Below are 16,535 nucleotides of genomic sequence, written 5' to 3' on the forward strand. Positions count from 1 at the left end.
CTGGCCAACGAAGAGGCGATCCGAGGCAGGCGGCTCGGTGAAGCTGGCCGACGAAGAGGCGATCCGAGGCAGGCGGCTCGGTGAAGCTGGCGACGAAGAGGCGATCCGAGGCAGGCGGCTCGGTGAAGCTGGCGACGAAGAGGTGATCGGGGGCGGGCGGCTCGGTGGAGTTAGCCGCTGCCGAGCCCAGGCCCTGAGCCGGGCGAGGGCAGGGGTGGGGGCGGAGGTGGGGTGTTCTGGTGGATTTCCCAGAGGGCCGTTTCGGGGATGCCGGATTTGACGAGTTGTTCCCACGTCGTCATCCGGTCCACCGGATCGGCGAGCATCGCCCGGAGGAGGCGTCGTAGCGCGGCGCGGTCGGCGCCGTCCTCGTGCCACATCGTGCCCAGCGCCTGGTGCATGGCGGGCGAGCGGACGGCCACTGTGCGCAGCAGCTCCTCCAGGATGCTGACGCGGTCGCGGAACGGCAGCGTGCCCCCCTCTCCCAGCGCCCGCAGCAGCAGGTCGAGGAGCCGGCGGTGGCGGGGGGCGTGGCCGGTGGCGACGGCGACGACGACGTCGCCCATGCCGCTGGGTTCGGCGCCGCCGCCGAGCAGGACGTCCTCCACGCCGTCGGTGACGACGCGGTGCGCGGACAGGGCCGTGACGAGCCCGGACCAGCCGTCGGTGCCGAGCTGCCCTTTCCAGAGGTGGGTGAGGGCGGACCAGCGTTCCAGGTGGTCGGGGCCGGGCAGGAGGGACGAGACCGCGACGGGCTGCTCGGAGGCGGCGACGATGAGCAGGGTGAGGTTGGCGGAGTAGGCGGCCAGGCGGCGGGTCACGGTGTGGCGTACGGGGCGGAAGCCGGTGAAGTGGCGGCGCGTGCGTTCGTAGAGGGCGCGCCGCAGGAGGCCGGTGAGCTGGTCGGCGCAGCGGGCGCGCACCGCCGCGGGCACCTCGTCGAGCAGCTCCAGGAGGAAGCCGACGGTGGGAGCGCGTTCGGCCAGGCAGGAGTGGGAGGTGACGGCGTAGAGCAGGTCGTCGTCGACGGCCTGGACGACGGCGAGGGGTTCGTCGCCGGCCAGGCGGCGGCGCCGGTCGAGGTCGCGCAGCGCGTACAGGGTCAGCCAGGCGACCAGGAACTCGCCGAACGTGGAGTGCAGGAACGCGTGCCCGCGCCTGCGGACGAAGAAGAAGCGTTCGGTGGCTTTGCGGGCCCAGTCGACGGGTTCGTCCTCGTCGTCCTGGTCGTCCTCGCCGCCGTGGCAGAGGGCGGGCAGGTCGCGGTCGAGCTGCTCGTCGGTGACGACCTGGCTGCCGCGGGCGAGCATGGACAGGGCGACGGCGCCGAGCAGCACCAGCTCCTGGTCGATGGCGACGCGGCGGGCGCCGCCCGTCTCGCGTTCGGTGTAGTCGCGCAGCAGCACCTCGTACAGGCGGGCCCGGCCGAGCGGGCCGTGGTCGTGCTGGAGGGCGTTGCCGCCGGCGTCGTAGAGGGCGAGCAGCAGCAGGAGCAGCGGCTGCCTGGCCATCTCGCCGTGGACGAGCGCCGCCTCGGCGGGCAGCGGCTTGAGGTCGCGCCTGGCCAGCAGTGCCCGGTTGGCCTGGTCCCAGACGTCGAGCCACTGGCGTACCTGGTCGTCGTCGAACGGCAGGAGCTGCAGCGCGAGCAGCCCGTCGGGGAAGCGGACGCGGTCGGCCACGGCGGTGCGGGCGGTCACGATGACGGCGACGGGCCGCCCGAGCCCGGCCTCCCTGGCCTGGAACTCGCGTACCCGCTCCAGGTAGTCGTAGCGGTTGAGCCCGCCCTGCACCAGCTCGTCGAACCCGTCGAGCAGGATCACCGGCATGGCGCCGTCGCCGGCGGCGACCAGGTCGGGGTAGGTCACCTCCTCCCCCAGCACCTCGCTGACGGCCTGCTCGATCTGCCCGGCCACGTCGGCGCGGCCGCGTACGGCACGCAGCTCCACCCGGAACGGCAGGAACTCCGAGCGGGCCAGCCGGGCGGCCAGCACCTCGGTCAGCTTCGTCTTGCCCGAGCCGGGCTCGCCGAGGACGAGCAGCGGTGCGCGGGTGGCGCGCAGCGAGGTGAGGTGCCCGGCGAGGAACGCCTCGGGGTCGGGCAGCAGCCGCTGCCGCTCCCACCAGCCGCGCTCGGCCGGTGAGGATTCGCGGGTCGGCTCGGCCACCCGGCAGCGCGGGGTGAGGTAGCCCTCGCCGAGCAGCGGCAGGTAGACGTCCTCGGGCAGCTTGCCGGCCAGCAGGAGGGGCTGGTCGAGGGCGTTCGCGGCCATGCGGAGCCGGTGGATCATGGGGCGGTCGCCGACGCGGGGCGGGGCCAGCTCGGCCAGCAGCCACGCCACCCGCGACAGCGCCGTGGCGGGCGGCGGCCGCTCGGTGACGAGGCTGCGCACCCCGAACTCGTGGCTGTCGAGCGCCAGCGACCGGTAGTCCTCGTCGTAGATGCGCAGCGCGTGCGCGGTGGGGCCCTCCGCGAGCAGGCGGGGCAGGACGAGCTGGTCCTCGACGGCCAGCTCGTCCCACAGGGACAGGCCGCCGACGTAGCCGGTCATGGCTTCGGCCATGCGGGCGTAGGCACGTTCCACGGCGGCGCGCGTCTCGGCGTAGGGGACGTGCGGCTCGGGTGTGGGCAGCCGCTCCAGCAGCAGCCCGGCGACCAGCCGGGCGTAGCGTTCGGCGGTGGGCACGCCGTGCGAGATGCGCTCGCCGCGGTCGAGCTGGTCGAGCGTGAACGGCAGCTTCGCCTCGCCGAGCGCCTCGAACCAGGCGGCGACGACGATCGCGGCGTGCGCGGCGGCGAGCCGTTCGGTGCGGGTGAAGCGGTTGGCGCCGCTCTTCAGCTCGGGCAGGCGGCGGGCGACGTCCTCGCCGTAGGCGATGACGGCGTCGCGCAGGTCGCGCAGGTTCGTGCTGAGGCGGGTGCCGCCGGCCAGCGCCCAGCCGGTACGCTCGGCCTCCGCGGCGAACCCGATCACCTTGACCAGCCGGCCGTCCTTGCATCCGAGAATCCTCAGGGCGTCGGCGTAGCTCGGTGCGTCGATCATGGCCTTCTCCCGGGGGATTGGGATGTCCCATCATGCGGTGTACGCCCCGTCCGGCGCAGGCTTGTTCGCCAGGACGACCGAGACGTCACCGGCGCGTCACGTTCCTTTCAGTGCCTGGGCGATCTCGGGCAGCGAGCCCGGGTCCTCGATGGTGGAGGGGATGTCGTACGGGTTTCCATCGGCGATGTCGCGCATGGTGGCGCGCAGGATCTTGCCGGAGCGGGTCTTCGGCAGCCGGGTCACGACGACGGCGCGGCGGAAGGCGGCGACGGGGCCGATGCGCTCGCGTACCAGCGCGGCCAGCTCTCGCTCGACGTCCTCGGGGTCGCGCCGCGCGCCGGCCTTCAGCACCACGAACCCCATGGGGAGCTGGCCCTTCAGCTCGTCGGCCACGCCGATCACCGCGCACTCGGCCACGTCGGGATGAGAGGCGATGACCTCCTCCATGGCGCCGGTGGACAGGCGGTGCCCGGCGACGTTGATCACGTCGTCGATGCGGCCCATGACGTAGAGGTAGCCGTCCTCGTCGAGGTGGCCGCCGTCGCCCGTCAGGTAGTGCCCGGGATACCGTTCGAGGTAGGAGCGGGTGAAGCGGGCCTCGTCGCGGTAGAGGGTGGGCAGCGCGCCGGGCGGGAGCGGCAGCTTCACGGTGACCGCCCCCTCGACGCCGGGCGGGCAGTCGTTGCCGTCACCGTCGAGCACGTGCACGTCCCAGCCGGGCACGGCCTTCGTCGGGGAGCCCGGCTTGATGGGCAGCGGCTCGATGCCGACGCAGTTGGCGGCGATCGGCCAGCCGGTCTCGGTCTGCCACCAGTGGTCGATGACGGGGACGCCGAGCAGATCGGCGGCCCAGTGGTAGGTGTCGGGGTCGAGCCGCTCGCCGGCCAGGAAGAGGTGCCGCAGGCCCGACAGGTCCCACTTCTTCGCGAAAGCGCCGGATGGGTCCTCCTTCTTGATGGCGCGGATCGCGGTCGGGGCGGTGAACAGCGTCCGCACGCCGTGCGTGGCCACCACCCGCCAGAACGCGCCCGGGTCGGGGGTGCCGACGGGCTTGCCCTCGTACAGGACCGTGGTGCAGCCCGCCAGCAGCGGCGCGTACACGATGTAGGAGTGGCCCACCACCCAGCCCACGTCGGAGGCGGCCCAGTAGACCTCGCCGGGGGCGGCGCCGTACACGTGGGACATGCTCCAGTGCAGCGCCACCGCGTGGCCGCCGTTGTCGCGCACGACGCCCTTGGGGGAGCCGGTCGTGCCCGAGGTGTAGAGGATGTAGAGCGGGTCGGTGGCGGCCACGCTCACGCACGGCGCCGGCTCCGCGCCGCGCACCGCCTGCGCCCAGTCGAGGTCGCGGCCCTCGCGCAGCTCCGCCGCGCACTGCGGGCGCTGCAGGATCACGCACCGGTCCGGCTGGTGCTCCGCCTGCTCCAGCGCGTCGTCCAGCAGCGGTTTGTACGCCACCACGCGCGCCGGCTCGATGCCGCACGACGCCGACAGCACCACCTTCGGCCGGGCGTGATCGATGCGCACCGCCAGCTCCCTGGCCGCGAACCCGCCGAACACCACCGAGTGCACCGCCCCCAGCCGGGCGCAGGCCAGCATCGCGACCACCGCCTCCGGCACCATCGGCAGGTAGATCACCACGGTGTCGCCCGCGGTCACGCCGAGATCGCGCAGCATGCCGGCCGTCCTCGCCACCTCGTCCCGCAGCTCGGCGTAGGTCAGGACGCGGGTGGTGCCGGTGACGGGGCTGTCGTGGATCAGCGCCGGCTGCGCGCCGCGGCCCCGCTCGACGTGCCGGTCCACGGCGTTGTGGCAGGTGTTGAGCCGGCCGTCGGGGAACCAGCGGCCCCGGTCGTACACGGTGGCGGGCGGCACGTCCCAGTCGATCCCGCGGGCGGCCTCCCCCCAGAACTGCTCGGGTTGCTCGATGCTGCGCCGGTAGACCTCGTCGAAACCGCTCACCCGTCGATCAGAACAGCCTGCGGCCCCATGGCGCAAGATATCGGGGTGGACGATGACGTGATCCTTTCCGTGGTGGTGGGGTCGAGGGCGTACGGGCTGGACACCGACGACTCCGACACCGACCGGCGCGGCGTGTTCGTGGCGCCGACCTCGGCGTTCTGGCGGCTGGACAAACCGGCCACCCACCGGGACGGGCCGCTGCCCGAGCAGTTCTCCTGGGAGGTGGAGCGCTTCTGCGCGCTGGCCCTGGACGCCAACCCCACCGTCCTGGAGTGCCTGTGGTCCCCGATCGTGGAGGTGATCACACCCACCGGTCAGCGGCTGCGGGACCTGCGCGAGGCGTTCCTGTCCGAACGGGCGCAGCGCTCCTTCGCCGGGTACGCCGAGGCGCAGCTGCGCCGGCTCGACCCCGAACGGCCCAACTGGAAGCAGGCCATGCACATGATCCGGCTGCTGCTCAGCGGGCTGCACCTGGTCCGGCACGGCGAACCGCTCGTCGGCATGCGGGCCCACCGGGAGCGGCTGCTGGCGGTGCGGCGCGGGCAGGTGCCGTGGGACTCCCTGATCGCCTGGCGGGCCGCCCTGTCCGCCGAGCTGGCCGCCGAGACGAGCGTCTTACCGCAGCGGCCGGATCGGGAGCGGGTGGAGGAGTTCCTGGTGCGGGTGCGGGAGGAGAACCTGCCGCTGTGTCCTCCGTGAGCCTGGTGGGCGGGACGACGCGCTGCGGGCCGTCTCGGAGGTGCTGCTGAGCGGGGGCGGCCGGTGCGTGGTGGTCGAAGGGCCCGCCGGGAGCGGCGCGATCCAGGGCGCCGCACCCCTGAACACCGTGCCTCTGGACACAGCAGCCCAGAGCGCCACACCTCAAAGCGCCACACCTCCAGGGGCCTCGCCTCAGGGCGCCGCGGATCCGGGTGGGCGGCCCGGCGTGGGGTGGCGGCGTTGACCGGGGCTGAGTTGCGGGTGGTGCGGCTGGTCGCGCAAGGGTTGGCGAACAGGGAGACCGCGGCCGCCCTGTTCCTGTCGCCGCACACCGTCGACACCCACCTGCGCCACGCCTGCGCCAAGCTGGGCGTGAACAGCCGGGTGGAGCTGACCCGCCAGGTGCTAGCGCACGAGCCGCCCGCCCCTTGACGGCCCTCAGTCCGGGAGTAGGGGGAGCAGGGTCTCGGCGTCGTGGGGCGTGATGTCGATCCCGAGCTCCGCGCGCAGCCACCCCGCCAGCTCCGCCGCCGTCGCGAAGCTCCGCCCTTCCAGCCGTACGCGCTCGTCGGCGGTGGTGCGCTGGGCGAGGACGTGGCGGGTGAAGGGGGACTGCGGGTGGTGGGACACGTAGTAGTTGGCCACCTCGAAGTCGCTGGGGAGCTGCGGCTCGTCGGGCCGGAAGGCGTAAAGTTGCTCCTCCCCCGCGTACAGGACCCAGAAGTCGTCCTCGCGCGCCAGCCGCCATCGCCACGGCCCCGACCGCACCGACGCCCCCTCCTCGAACGGCATCGGCTCCACCAGGCCCTCGCCGCCGAAGCCGACGTCCGCCAGCCACGTGCGGCCCTCCGCCACGACGGTGAGCATGGCGTGGGAGCGGGGCAGGTGGCGGCGGCCGCCGAGGCGGATCCTGGCCAGGTGGCGGGTGACGGTGAAGCCGAGGCGTTCGAGGGCGGCGGCGAACAGCAGGTTGTGCTCGTGGCAGTAGCCGCCGCGCCCGCCGGTGACCATCTTGTCCTGGAGGCTGCCGAGGTCGAGGGAGATGTCCCGGCCGAGCAGCACGTCAAGGTTCTCGAAGGGGATGGTGCGCACGTGTGCCAGGTGCACGGCGCGCAGGGTGCCCGCCGCCGGGGTGTGCGGCCCGTCGTACCCGATCCGCCTGAGGTAGGCGTCGATGTCGAGCTTCTCGATATCCCAAGTCATGTGATCAACGATGCCGGGTACGGGGGCCGCCGCGCATCACGCGTTCACGGGATCCGCCGACAGCACCAGCCTTATGGCGAAATTTCGGTATCCGGCCCGTTCGAAGGCCCGCGCCATCGGCACGTTGCCCGCGTCCGTGTCGGCCGCGATGCGCTGCACCCCGCGTTCGGCGTGGAAGCGGGTGATCTCGGCGAGCAGGTCGTTCACGTAGCCGTGCCCGCGCTGCTCCGGCACCACCCCGAGGTAGCCGACGACGGGCCCGCCGTTGTTGGCCGACGGCAGCGCGACCCCCACCAGCTCCCCGGCCTTGTCGTAGGCCAGCCGCCACCACGCCCGCTCCCCCGGCATCTGCTTGTAGTCGGAGACGTCCTCGCGTGCCTGCGCCTGCGCTCCCATGGAGGCCACGGCCTGGCGGGTGTGGTGGTCGAGCGTCCCGGCCGCCACCCGCATGAACGCGGCCACGAACGCCTCGTCGTCGTCATCCCCGCGGAAGACCAGCCGGTCGGACGGCTCGGGCACCTCCGCCTCGTCCGCCGTCCACTCGTAACGCAGGCGTTCGAGCTCGTCGGTCAGCCCGGCGCGGCCGGCGGCCGCCCACCTCCAGGCGATGGCCGCGCTCGCCTTCGGGTCGTCGCGCCAGCCGCCCGAGACGAAGACGTGGTACGCGGGCGCCTCTCCGAAGGCGTCGTGGGCCGGGGTCAGCAGCTCGGCGGCCAGGCCCACCCGGTCGGTGACCGAAGGGGCGACGTACAGGCAGTCGAGGGCGAGCGGCCGGTCGTTGCCGGGGAAGCTCCACCACACGGCGCGGGCCTTGATCTCACCGCCCCGCTCGTCCTCGGCGAGCCAGATGCGGTCGTAGCCGTAGGCGCCGTCCTCCAGGAACGACAGCAGCCGGTCGGGGTGGGACCAGCTGATGGACTCGTCGACGACGCAGCCGAGCAGGCGGTCTAGATCGTCCTCGACGGCGGGACGGAAACGCATGAATCCTCCGAGAAGCAGAAGTGGGCGCGGCGAACGCCGGTGAACATGCCGAACATCTTCTCGCGCCTCCTTTCTTCTGACTTTTCGGCCTCAGCGCGTACCTTAGCGGAAATCTCACGACAGGATGGGCGGGTGAGCTCCTACCACGACGACGACACACTGCCCCTCCAGCCCCCGATCCGGCTGCCCGCCAAGGCCACGCTCGCCGCCGCCGTGCGCGCCGCGCCCCTGGCGGAGGAGCTGAAGCCGGAGGGCGACGACACCGAGGTGCTGGCCTTCTGGGCGGCGCGCTGCCGAGAGCGGCTGGCCGAGGACGAAGGGCTGCTGCTGGAGCTGGTACGGCTCTTCCTGTCGAGGGAGCCGCTCAGGGGCGAGGCGTCCGAGACGCTGACGGGGCTCGGCCTGGTACGGCAGGCGGAGCCGTACACGCTGAGCTGGCTCGGCCTGTGGGTGGCGCGGCAGATCATCGCCGAGACGACCGGGCAGGACATCCCCGTCATGGGGACGCTCGCGGACGCCGACGCGGCGACGCTGCTGCACGGGCTGCGCTCCTACCCGGAGAGCGAGCGCGGCGAGGAGCTGGCCGGCTGGCTGAAGGGCCGCGACGAGCGGCAGGCGGTGGACGAGATCGCCTCGGTGCTCGGCACCGTGAGCCCGCTCAGCCGGGCCGTCGGCGTGGAGCTGCTGTGGACGGCGTTCGGCGAGGAGGGGCGGCAGGCGCTGACCCGGCTGCTGGAGGAGCCCAAGCTCGGCGCCGTGATCGCGGCCAGGATCGGCAAGGAGGAGCGGCAGCCGTCGCCCGAGGAGATCGCGTGGGTGCTGGTGGACATGGCGGCGGCGCTGCTGGAGTTCGGCGGCGAGACCGGCGAGGTGATCGAGTCGATCGCGATGGGGATGCGGGCCGAGGAGCAGGCGGGCACGATCGCGATCCTCGCGTTCGGGGACCATCCGTGGACGGGGCAGGTGCTGCGCGTGCTCATCGAGCACCATCCGGACGAGCGGGTGGCCGCCGCGGCCCGCAAGGCGCTGCGCCGGTTGCGCGGCCTGGCCGACCTGCGCGGATGAGGCCCGTGGAGGCGCCCATGATCGCGGCGGCTCCGGCCTGCGGTGGTGACCCCGGTCGAGGCGGCTCCGGCCTGCGGAGGTGACCCCGATCGCGGCGGCTCCGACCTGCGGGGATGGACCGGTCGTGACGGTCGCGGCACGCGGCGGCGGGCCGCGGCGGTAGAGTCGGCTCGGTGACTGAGCATGCGATCTCCCCTCAGACCGGCATCCTGGGTGACGCGTTCGCCTGCGGCTGCGGCGTGATCCTCGGCGGCCGGATGTCCGCCGAGCTGCACGCCGCCGAGAACGGCCTGTGCTCGGCCTGCCTCGGCTCGACCGAGGAGGAGGTGGCGCCCGGCCTGAACCGCCCCTGCGCCTCCTGCGCGGGCAGCGGCCGGCGCCGGGAGCAGGTCAACTGGCAGCTCGCGCACGCCGAGGCCGAGCACCTGATCACGATGACGGTCGTGCGCGGCGTCGTGGCGGGCTTCGACGGCCCGTTCCGCCTGTCGGAGGTGGCCGACACCGTGCGCAACGGGCTGGGGCTGCCCGCGGGGCGGCTGCCGGTCGGGCCGCGGGTGCGCGACCTGCTGCTGCAGCTGCAGGCGGCGGGCGAGATCACCATGTTGTCGGCGCCCGACGAGATGGTGGGCACGGACATGGTGCTCTACCGCGACCCGCAGTGGCAGCGCGTCCGCACCCTCGGCCTCTGATGCTCCGCCGATCGGCCTCTGACGCTCCTCCGATCGTCGGCGGCTCAGCTCGTCGGCGTCGCGCATGAGCTCCTCGACGATCCCGAAGCACTCGGCGGCCGGCAGCGGCCGCGCCTCGGGGAGCCGTCGCCGCAGGTATGCGCGGAGATCGTCGTATCGCACGGCCGGCACGAGCGACACCACAAGGCGCGCCGGTCAGGTCGCGGCTTCGGGGACGCGGCAGAGGATCTCGCCGTGCAGGATCGACAGCCAGCCGTCCTCGGCCGCCGCCCACTCCCGCCACCCGTCGGAGATGCGCCGCAGGTCGGCCTCGGTGGCGGCGCCGGTGGCGAGGGCCTGCTCGGCCATGGCCGACGACAGGACGCGCTCGGCCCACATGCCGCCCCACCAGGCGCGGTCCTCGGGGGTGGCGAAGCACCAGGTGCTGGAGGTGGCGGTGACGTCCTCGAAGCCCGCCTGCCGCGCCCACGACAGCAGCCGCCGCCCGGCGTCGGGCTCGCCGCCGTTGCCGCGCGCGACCCGCTGGTAGAGGGCGAGCCATTCGTCCAGCGCCGGGATGCGCGGCCACCAGGTGAAGGCCGAGTAGTCGCTGTCGCGGGCGGCGACGAACCCGCGCGGCTTGGTGACCCGCCCCATCTCGCGCAGCGCCCGCACGGGGTCGCCGACGTGCTGGAGCACCTGGTGGGCGTGCACGACGCAGAAGGTGTCGTCGGGGTAGGCCAGCGCGTGCACGTCGGCGACGGCGAAGTCCACGTTCGGCAGCCCTCTGGCCGTCACCTCGGCTTTGGCCAGGTCGAGGGCGTCGGCGGTGACCTCGGAGGCCGTCACGTGCCCGTCGGGGACGAGCGCCGCCAGGTCGGCGGTGATCGTGCCGGGGCCGCTGCCCACGTCGAGGATCTTCATGTGCGGCTTGAGGTGGGGCAGCAGGTACGCGGCCGAGTTCGCGGCGGTGCGCCAGCGGTGCGAGCGCAGCACGGACTCGTGGTGGCCATGCGTGTACACGGCGTCCATCGGCGAAACTCCCTCGTTTTCGATGACGTTGCCGACCACCCTAGCGCTGGTCTCACTATTCAAGAGAGAACGTCTTGCATGTCGAGACACGGCGCGGATTGCGTACACTTTGCCGGGAATCTTCCGAGGAAGGAGCACAGGTGGCAGGACAGGCCAGGCCGATCGTGACCGTGGGCGACCCGGTGCTGCACCGCCCGTGCGAGCCGGTCACCCGGTTCGACGGCGAGCTGGCGGCGCTCGTGGACGACATGTTCGCCAGCATGTACGCGGCCGAGGGCGTGGGCCTGGCGGCCAACCAGGTCGGCGTGCCGCTGCGCGTGTTCGTCTACGACTGCCCCGACGCCGAGGGCGTGCGCCACAAGGGCGTCGTCGTCAACCCGGAGCTGGAGGTGCCCGGCCTCGGCGAGCGGCGTCTCGACGCGGGCGACGAGGGCTGCCTGTCGGTGCCCGGCCAGTACGCGCCGCTCCCCCGCCCCGACCGCGCGACCGTGCGCGGATCCGACGTGAACGGCGAGCCGGTGACGGTCGAGGGCAGCGGCCTGCTGGCCCGCTGCCTGCAGCACGAGTGCGACCACCTCGACGGCTACCTCTACATCGACCGCCTGCCGGCCAAGCGCCGCAAGCAGGTGCTGGCGGCGTACCAGGAATCCACTAAAGCGGACAAAGCACCGCTATAGTGGAGGAATGAACGGCGAAGGGGTCCTGTCCAGCGGCCTGTCCATGGGCGAGCTGGGGCAGCGCATCCGGGGCGAGCGGCAGGCGCGCGGGCTGTCCATCGAGCGGCTGGCCGAGCTGAGCGGCATCAGCAGGAGCATGGTCTCCGAGGTCGAGCGGGGCACGAAGACGCCGACCGTCCTGGTGCTCGACCGGCTGGCCACGGCGCTGGGCACGTCCATCGCGCGGCTGCTCGACGAGCCCGCGCACAGCGCGATGCGGGTGCTGCGGCACACCGAGCAGCGGGTGCTGCGCGACCCGTCCGGGTGGGAGCGGCGGGTGCTGTCGCCGGTGCTCGGCGACGTGGAGTTCGAGTTCATGCGCACCACCATCGGGCCCGGCGTGGACGCGGGCGAGTTCAGCCCGCACGCGCCCGGCTCGCGCGAGTACCTCGCCGTCGAGCACGGCAGCCTGCGGCTGACGATCAACGGCAGGCCGTACGAGCTGGCGGCCGGCGACTCGGCCTACTACCCGGGCGACTGCCGCCACGCCTACGCCAACGACGGCACCACCGACTGCGTCTTCTACCTCGCCATGGAGGTGAGTGGAGTCGGGCAGCACGAACCACGGAGGGAATCCCCCGATGCATGACCTGCGCGAGGCGGGCGCCAAGGCGGCCCGGATCATGGCCGACCACCTGGAGGGCGTCGCGGAGCGGCCGGTGTGGCGGCCGGTGCCCGACGGCGAGCTGGCCTGGCTCACCGGCCAGGAGCTGCCGGAGACCGGGCGCGCGCTGGACGACCTGCTGGAGGACGCGCGCGAGCACGTGCTGCCGTACCCGATGGGCAACGGGCACCCGCGCTTCTTCGGCTGGGTGAACTCGCCGCCCAACCCGGCGGGCGTTCTCGTCGAGCCGCTGGCCGCCGCGCTCAACCCGAGCTGCGCCGGCGGCGACCACGCGGGCCCGCACCTGGAGCGCACGGTGGTGCGCTGGCTGGCCGGCCTCGTCGGCTTCCCGCACCCGCCCGGCGGCGGCCTGCTGACCAGCGGCGCGTCCATGGCGACCGTGATCTGCCTGGCCACCGCCCGCCAGCAGGCGGCGCTCGCCGACGGCTGGGACGCCCGCGAGGAGGGCCTGTCCGGGCGGCCTCCCCTGGTCATGTACGTCACCGAGGAGGGCCACAGCTGCCTGCACAAGGCGGCCCAGCTGCTCGGCCTCGGCTCGCGCAACGTCCGCCTCGTGCCGGTGGACGGCGCGTACCGGATGGACGTGCGCGCGCTGCGCGCCATGATCGCCGAGGACCTCGACGCCGGGCTGCGGCCGTTCTGCGTGGCGGGCAGCGCGGGCACGGTGAACTCCGGCGCGGTGGACCCGCTCGACGACATCGCGGACGTGGCCGCGTCGTACGGGCTGTGGTTCCACGTGGACGGCGCGTACGGCGCGCTCGGTGTCCTGGCCGGCGGGGCGGCGCCGCACTACGCCGGGATGGAGCGGGCCGACTCGCTGGCCCTCGACCCGCACAAGTGGCTCGGCGTTCCGGTCGGCTGCGGCTGCGCGCTGCTGCGCGACCCGGCCGCCGCGCGGGCCGCGTTCAGCCTGGTGCCGTCGTACCTGGTGGACGAGAACGCGGGCGACCTCGGCTGGTTCGCCGAGTACGGGCCGGAGCAGACCCGGCCGTTCCGTGCGCTGAAGACGTGGGCGACGCTGTCGTACCTCGGCAGGTCGGGTGTCAAGGGCCTGGTGGAGCACACGACGGGGCTGGCCCGCACGCTCGGCGAGATGATCGAGGCGGCTCCCGACTTCGAGCTGCTCGCCCCGGTCACCACCTCGATCACCGCCTTCCGCCACACGCCGCGCGCCGGCGCGCTCCCCCGCGAGGTGGACGCGCTCAACCGCGCCCTGCCCGTCGCGGTGCAGGCGCGCGGCAACGCGTTCCTGACGGGCACCCGGCTCGGCGGGCGCGACGCGCTGCGGACCTGCATCCTGCACCCCGGCACCACCGAGCAGGACCTGGTGGTGCTCCTGGAGGAGATCCGGCTGGCCGCCAAGGCGCTCTGAGCGCGCCGCGGGACGTCGCGCCGGTGAGAGGCGCATCCGCCCGGGTAGGGGGTCGCCGAACCGACCTACAGGAGGATCCCATGGCGAGAACCGTGGCAGACGTGATGACCTCTCACCCCGCGACGGTCGAGGCCGACCAGCCGGTGTCCGTCGCGGCGAGCCTGATGCGCGACAACGACACCGGCGCGGTCATCGTCAACGACAACGGCCGCATCAAGGGCATCGTCACCGACCGCGACATCACCGTGCGGGTGACCGCCGACGAGCGCGGCCCCGACACGCCCGTCCGCGACGCGTGCAGCCCGTCCGTGGAGGCCGTCGGCCCCGACACCAGCATCGACCAGGCCGTCCAGCTCATGCGCACGCACGCCGTGCGCCGCCTGCCCGTGGTCGAGGACGGCCGCGCCGTCGGCGTCGTCAGCCTCGGCGACCTGGCGATGGAGCGGGACCCGAACTCGGCGCTCGCGGACATCTCGGCGGCGGAGGGCAACCGGTAGTACCGTCGGCGTGTGATCACCGTCGATGACGTACGGCAGTTCGCGCGCACGCTCCCGCGCTCGTCGGAGCACCTCATCAGAGACCGCGTGAAGTTCCGCGTGGGCAGGATCGTCTACGTGGCGTTCTCGCGTGACGAGAGCCTGATGGGGTTCGGGTTCCCGAAGGAGGAACGCGCCGCGCTGGTCGCGGCCGAGCCCGCGAAGTTCCTCCTGCCGAGGGAGTCGGACCTGCGCTTCCACTGGGTGGAGGCGCGCACCGCCGCCCTCGACGTCGCGGAGATGCGGGAGCTGGTGCTGGAGGCGTGGCGGATGTGCGTGCCGAAGAAGGTGCGGCTGGAGCAGGAGCTCGCCGCCCGGCGCCGTTAACCGCCGGTCACCGGGGTCAGGGCGAGGGTGAGGCGCTTCTGCGAGGCCGGCTCGGCGCTGGTGGTGAGCGCGTCGCCCGCCTCGACCGCGCCGCTGCCCGACCGGTCCAGGTGCGCCGTGACGATGACCGTGCGGCGCGGGTCCCAGGCCGGGCTGGGCAGCGAGAACGGGACGCGCCGCTCGGCGTTCCCGTCGTAGGAGAGCGCGGGCAGCGTCAGCTCGGCCAGCGTGCCGGCCGGCGCGTCGGCCTCGGTCACGTCCAGGACGCGGACGCGCAGCGTCGCGTCCTGGAACGAGCCGAGCACGGGGGTGAGGACGACCTCTCCCTGCAGTTCGGGCATGCCGGTCGGCTGATCGCGGCTAGGAGTTCAGCACCGCGTAGCGGGCCTCGATGTCGACCGGCCCGCCGGTGAGGTTGCGGATCTCGATGAAGTACTTCAGAAGCGACGCGGCCTGCCGGTCGACCTGGACGCGCCACTCGATCTGCGCGTCACCGTCGACCATCGGCCACGTCGGGGCCACCATCCACGCCACCCGCCAGGCCTCCGGCCAGCTGTGGGTGAACCAGCGGCGGGTCGAGTTGGCGGGCACCTGTCCCTGGAACTGCACACCTAGGATCATGGCCGGGCCTCACTGTCGTCACGGTCTCTGGGGGCCTCCGGCGCGGCGCCCGCGTCGTTGACCTGCGTATCGAAGACGATCTCCCCTGAGTACGGGTCGCCGCCCTGGCGCGGGGCGGCGCCGCCGTCGATGGTGGGGTTCGTCATGGTGGGAGTCATGGCGGGCATGGCAGGGGTCATGGCAGGCACGGGGCCCTGCGGGCCGTCGAGCTGGACGGGCGCGGGCCCCGCGTCGATGGCGTCGGCCCATTCGGTCGTCCCTGCCTGATCGGTGGGGATCACGGAACGTCCTCCTCTCTCAAGTGCCCTCAGGTGGCGCTGAGGCTCCAGCCGAGCACGTCGTAACGCGCCTCGATCTCGATCTGCCCCGATGTCAGGTTGGTGATCGCCAGGAAGTACTTGAGCAGCCCGCCGGACTGCCGGGTGACCTGGACGTTCCACGAGACCTGCGCGGGGCCGTCGACGATCGGGGCCGTCGGGGCGACGGTCCAGATGACGTACCACTGCGCCGGCCAGCTGTGGGTGAACCACCGGCTGGTCGCGAACGCCTCGATCTTGGCGGAGAACTGCGTGCCGGAGAAGCGGGCCGCCGGCTCGAGGTTGCTGTACATGGTGCGCACGGCCCGGCAGTCGCCCGGGCTCAGGCCCTGCCGCTGCCCGATCTCGACGTTCTGCAGCGGCACGATCGTGTCCTGGCCGTTGCTGGAGAACGCCCAGCGCGGGTAGTGCATGATCGAGTGGTAGTCGTAGGGGCCGACGTCGTCGCCGTCGGTGATGTGCTGGTTGAAGTTGTGCGCCTGAGCTTGCAGGATGTTCTGCCAGTTGATGCGGACGAACTGGTCGCGGTCCTCGCGGCTCTGCTCGTGCCACAGGCCCGTCGCGTGCCCGATCTCGTGGATGGTGGAGCCGGTGTCGCAGCCGCCCTCGAGGGTGATGTTCTGCTGCCCGGTGGTCCGGCCGACCGCGGAGCTGCAGCCGGTGCCCGGCCGGAACATCACGAAGTCGGGGAACTGCGCCTGGTTGGCGGCGGTCCGGCGGACGAACCGGATCCGGGTGTTGCGCTCCCAGTGCGCGATGGCGTCGGTGACCCGGCCCTGGTTCGGCAGGGCGGGGTCGATGTCGTACGGCACCGTGCCGTTCGGCCAGCGGAACTGCGTGCCGGGGATGATGACCCCCGCTTGCTCCTCGGCCACCGCGGCGTTCTCCACGTCGCCCGGGCCGATCAGCGCGAGCTCGATGTCCCCCTCGAAGAGCGGGCGCCCGTCGACCATCGTGTACTGGACGGCTTTCGGCCCTTTCGTGGCCAGCCGCACCAGCCCCGTCTCGACCGTCGGACCGACATGGAATTGACCGAACCCCATCGTTTGCTGTGCGCCATTGTTTTCTGGCATGCGGCCTCCTTGTGATGGCGCGGTGCACGTGCGACGCGAAAAGAGACCAGGCCGTTCCGGAATGGCCGCGCGGAATGCCCGGGACCGTTGCCTCAATTTCCCCGCCGCAGCTCTGACCTGCCCCGCCATGATGTACCCGGGCTGATAGGCGGTCAAGGGGCCGCGTGCCGTCCCCATAATGATTTTTCCCGGACGAGCGGCGAGAATGATCGCCGCCCACCGCACACGACATATTGAGCGGGCGGCGAAATGTTCATGGTGCCGGAATACTTGCTCTTTTCTCCGATCTTCGCG

The 16,535-nt window shown here is 72.8% G+C and carries 18 protein-coding genes; 9 read left to right on the forward strand and 9 right to left on the reverse strand.

The genetic code is table 11. The features are described from left to right. Window positions 1-170: 170 nt before the first annotated feature. The gene (locus HCN51_RS35255; RefSeq protein ID WP_168015699.1) at window positions 171-3,044 is read right to left on the reverse strand and encodes an NACHT domain-containing protein; all 2,874 of its coding nucleotides are present in this window, start codon (window positions 3,042-3,044) and stop codon (window positions 171-173) included. 96 nt (window positions 3,045-3,140) lie between these two features. Further along, window positions 3,141-5,006, reverse strand: coding sequence for an AMP-binding protein (locus tag HCN51_RS35260; RefSeq protein ID WP_168015701.1), 1,866 nt, complete (start codon window positions 5,004-5,006; stop codon window positions 3,141-3,143). 45 nt (window positions 5,007-5,051) lie between these two features. Here HCN51_RS35260 and HCN51_RS35265 point away from each other — a divergent pair, with 45 nt between their 5' ends. Both HCN51_RS35265 and HCN51_RS58360 read left to right on the forward strand, forming a co-directional pair. After that, the gene (locus HCN51_RS35265; protein ID WP_346433901.1) at window positions 5,052-5,705 is read left to right on the forward strand and encodes a nucleotidyltransferase domain-containing protein; all 654 of its coding nucleotides are present in this window, start codon (window positions 5,052-5,054) and stop codon (window positions 5,703-5,705) included. Window positions 5,706-5,945: 240 nt separating this feature from the next. Further along, on the forward strand, window positions 5,946-6,137 hold the full coding sequence (locus HCN51_RS58360; RefSeq protein WP_206068260.1) for a response regulator transcription factor: 192 nt from the start codon (window positions 5,946-5,948) through the stop codon (window positions 6,135-6,137). A 6-nt stretch (window positions 6,138-6,143) separates the two neighbouring features. On the opposite strand, the gene HCN51_RS35275 is transcribed toward HCN51_RS58360, so the two are convergent. Together HCN51_RS35275 and HCN51_RS35280 are read right to left on the reverse strand one after the other, a co-directional pair. Continuing rightward, a complete protein-coding gene (locus tag HCN51_RS35275; protein WP_168015707.1) occupies window positions 6,144-6,908 on the reverse strand; it encodes an arylamine N-acetyltransferase family protein in 765 nt (254 codons plus the stop codon). 36 nt (window positions 6,909-6,944) lie between these two features. Further along, window positions 6,945-7,889 carry a GNAT family N-acetyltransferase gene (locus HCN51_RS35280; RefSeq protein WP_168015708.1) on the reverse strand — a complete coding sequence of 315 codons (945 nt, stop codon included), beginning with the start codon at window positions 7,887-7,889 and terminating at the stop codon, window positions 6,945-6,947. Between the two features lie 132 nt (window positions 7,890-8,021). Between HCN51_RS35280 and HCN51_RS35285 the strand changes: the two genes are divergently transcribed. Both HCN51_RS35285 and HCN51_RS35290 read left to right on the forward strand, forming a co-directional pair. After that, entirely contained in the window at window positions 8,022-8,954 is a 933-nt protein-coding gene (locus HCN51_RS35285) for a hypothetical protein (protein WP_168015710.1), read from the forward strand. A 173-nt stretch (window positions 8,955-9,127) separates the two neighbouring features. Continuing rightward, window positions 9,128-9,643, forward strand: coding sequence for a hypothetical protein (locus tag HCN51_RS35290; protein ID WP_168015712.1), 516 nt, complete (start codon window positions 9,128-9,130; stop codon window positions 9,641-9,643). A 195-nt stretch (window positions 9,644-9,838) separates the two neighbouring features. Here the strand turns inward: HCN51_RS35290 and HCN51_RS35295 are convergent, their stop codons facing one another. Further along, entirely contained in the window at window positions 9,839-10,654 is an 816-nt protein-coding gene (locus HCN51_RS35295; protein ID WP_206068261.1) for a methyltransferase domain-containing protein, read from the reverse strand. Between the two features lie 140 nt (window positions 10,655-10,794). Here HCN51_RS35295 and def point away from each other — a divergent pair, with 140 nt between their 5' ends. The 5 genes from def (at window position 10,795) to HCN51_RS35320 (ending at window position 14,230) form a co-directional block, all read left to right on the forward strand. Continuing rightward, window positions 10,795-11,331: a peptide deformylase gene (def, locus tag HCN51_RS35300; protein WP_346433902.1), complete on the forward strand. Its 537-nt coding sequence runs from the start codon at window positions 10,795-10,797 to the stop codon at window positions 11,329-11,331. A gap of 7 nt (window positions 11,332-11,338) precedes the next feature. Continuing rightward, window positions 11,339-11,959 carry a helix-turn-helix domain-containing protein gene (locus HCN51_RS35305; RefSeq protein ID WP_206068262.1) on the forward strand — a complete coding sequence of 207 codons (621 nt, stop codon included), beginning with the start codon at window positions 11,339-11,341 and terminating at the stop codon, window positions 11,957-11,959. Next, window positions 11,952-13,367 (forward strand): pyridoxal phosphate-dependent decarboxylase family protein, encoded by a 1,416-nt coding sequence (locus tag HCN51_RS35310; protein ID WP_080040369.1) that lies wholly within the window; start codon window positions 11,952-11,954, stop codon window positions 13,365-13,367. The genes HCN51_RS35305 and HCN51_RS35310 overlap by 8 nt, the downstream gene beginning before the upstream one ends. 80 nt (window positions 13,368-13,447) lie before the next feature. After that, the gene (locus HCN51_RS35315; RefSeq protein WP_080040370.1) at window positions 13,448-13,864 is read left to right on the forward strand and encodes a CBS domain-containing protein; all 417 of its coding nucleotides are present in this window, start codon (window positions 13,448-13,450) and stop codon (window positions 13,862-13,864) included. Between the two features lie 12 nt (window positions 13,865-13,876). Next, window positions 13,877-14,230 (forward strand): MmcQ/YjbR family DNA-binding protein, encoded by a 354-nt coding sequence (locus HCN51_RS35320; RefSeq protein WP_168015716.1) that lies wholly within the window; start codon window positions 13,877-13,879, stop codon window positions 14,228-14,230. Here the strand turns inward: HCN51_RS35320 and HCN51_RS35325 are convergent. From HCN51_RS35325 to legP, 4 genes are read right to left on the reverse strand one after another with little or no spacing between them, the layout of a single operon-like run. After that, complete coding sequence (locus HCN51_RS35325; protein ID WP_168015718.1) at window positions 14,227-14,571, reverse strand: hypothetical protein; 345 nt, start codon at window positions 14,569-14,571, stop codon at window positions 14,227-14,229. The genes HCN51_RS35320 and HCN51_RS35325 overlap by 4 nt on opposite strands. A gap of 19 nt (window positions 14,572-14,590) precedes the next feature. Then, on the reverse strand, window positions 14,591-14,839 hold the full coding sequence (locus tag HCN51_RS35330) for a hypothetical protein (RefSeq protein ID WP_206068263.1): 249 nt from the start codon (window positions 14,837-14,839) through the stop codon (window positions 14,591-14,593). Window positions 14,840-14,847: 8 nt separating this feature from the next. After that, window positions 14,848-15,132 (reverse strand): hypothetical protein, encoded by a 285-nt coding sequence (locus HCN51_RS35335; protein ID WP_168015720.1) that lies wholly within the window; start codon window positions 15,130-15,132, stop codon window positions 14,848-14,850. 26 nt (window positions 15,133-15,158) lie between these two features. Beyond that, window positions 15,159-16,241: a Dot/Icm T4SS effector Zinc-dependent metalloprotease LegP gene (gene legP / locus HCN51_RS35340; protein WP_206068264.1), complete on the reverse strand. Its 1,083-nt coding sequence runs from the start codon at window positions 16,239-16,241 to the stop codon at window positions 15,159-15,161. Window positions 16,242-16,535 lie beyond the last annotated feature (294 nt).

The organism is Nonomuraea composti (assembly GCF_012034275.1).
Taxonomy (GTDB): domain Bacteria; phylum Actinomycetota; class Actinomycetes; order Streptosporangiales; family Streptosporangiaceae; genus Nonomuraea; species Nonomuraea composti.

What these genes read in the sequence shown, in the direction of transcription:
- HCN51_RS35255 (WP_168015699.1), bottom strand. Translation starts at nt 3,044, where the DNA reads ATGATCGACGCACCGAGCTACGCCGACGCCCTGAGGATTCTCGGATGC.
- HCN51_RS35275 (WP_168015707.1), bottom strand. Translation starts at nt 6,908, where the DNA reads ATGACTTGGGATATCGAGAAGCTCGACATCGACGCCTACCTCAGGCGG.
- HCN51_RS35280 (WP_168015708.1), bottom strand. Translation starts at nt 7,889, where the DNA reads ATGCGTTTCCGTCCCGCCGTCGAGGACGATCTAGACCGCCTGCTCGGC.
- HCN51_RS35295 (WP_206068261.1), bottom strand. Translation starts at nt 10,654, where the DNA reads ATGGACGCCGTGTACACGCATGGCCACCACGAGTCCGTGCTGCGCTCG.
- HCN51_RS35305 (WP_206068262.1), top strand. Translation starts at nt 11,339, where the DNA reads ATGAACGGCGAAGGGGTCCTGTCCAGCGGCCTGTCCATGGGCGAGCTG.
- HCN51_RS35310 (WP_080040369.1), top strand. Translation starts at nt 11,952, where the DNA reads ATGCATGACCTGCGCGAGGCGGGCGCCAAGGCGGCCCGGATCATGGCC.
- HCN51_RS35315 (WP_080040370.1), top strand. Translation starts at nt 13,448, where the DNA reads ATGGCGAGAACCGTGGCAGACGTGATGACCTCTCACCCCGCGACGGTC.
- HCN51_RS35325 (WP_168015718.1), bottom strand. Translation starts at nt 14,571, where the DNA reads ATGCCCGAACTGCAGGGAGAGGTCGTCCTCACCCCCGTGCTCGGCTCG.
- legP (WP_206068264.1), bottom strand. Translation starts at nt 16,241, where the DNA reads ATGCCAGAAAACAATGGCGCACAGCAAACGATGGGGTTCGGTCAATTC.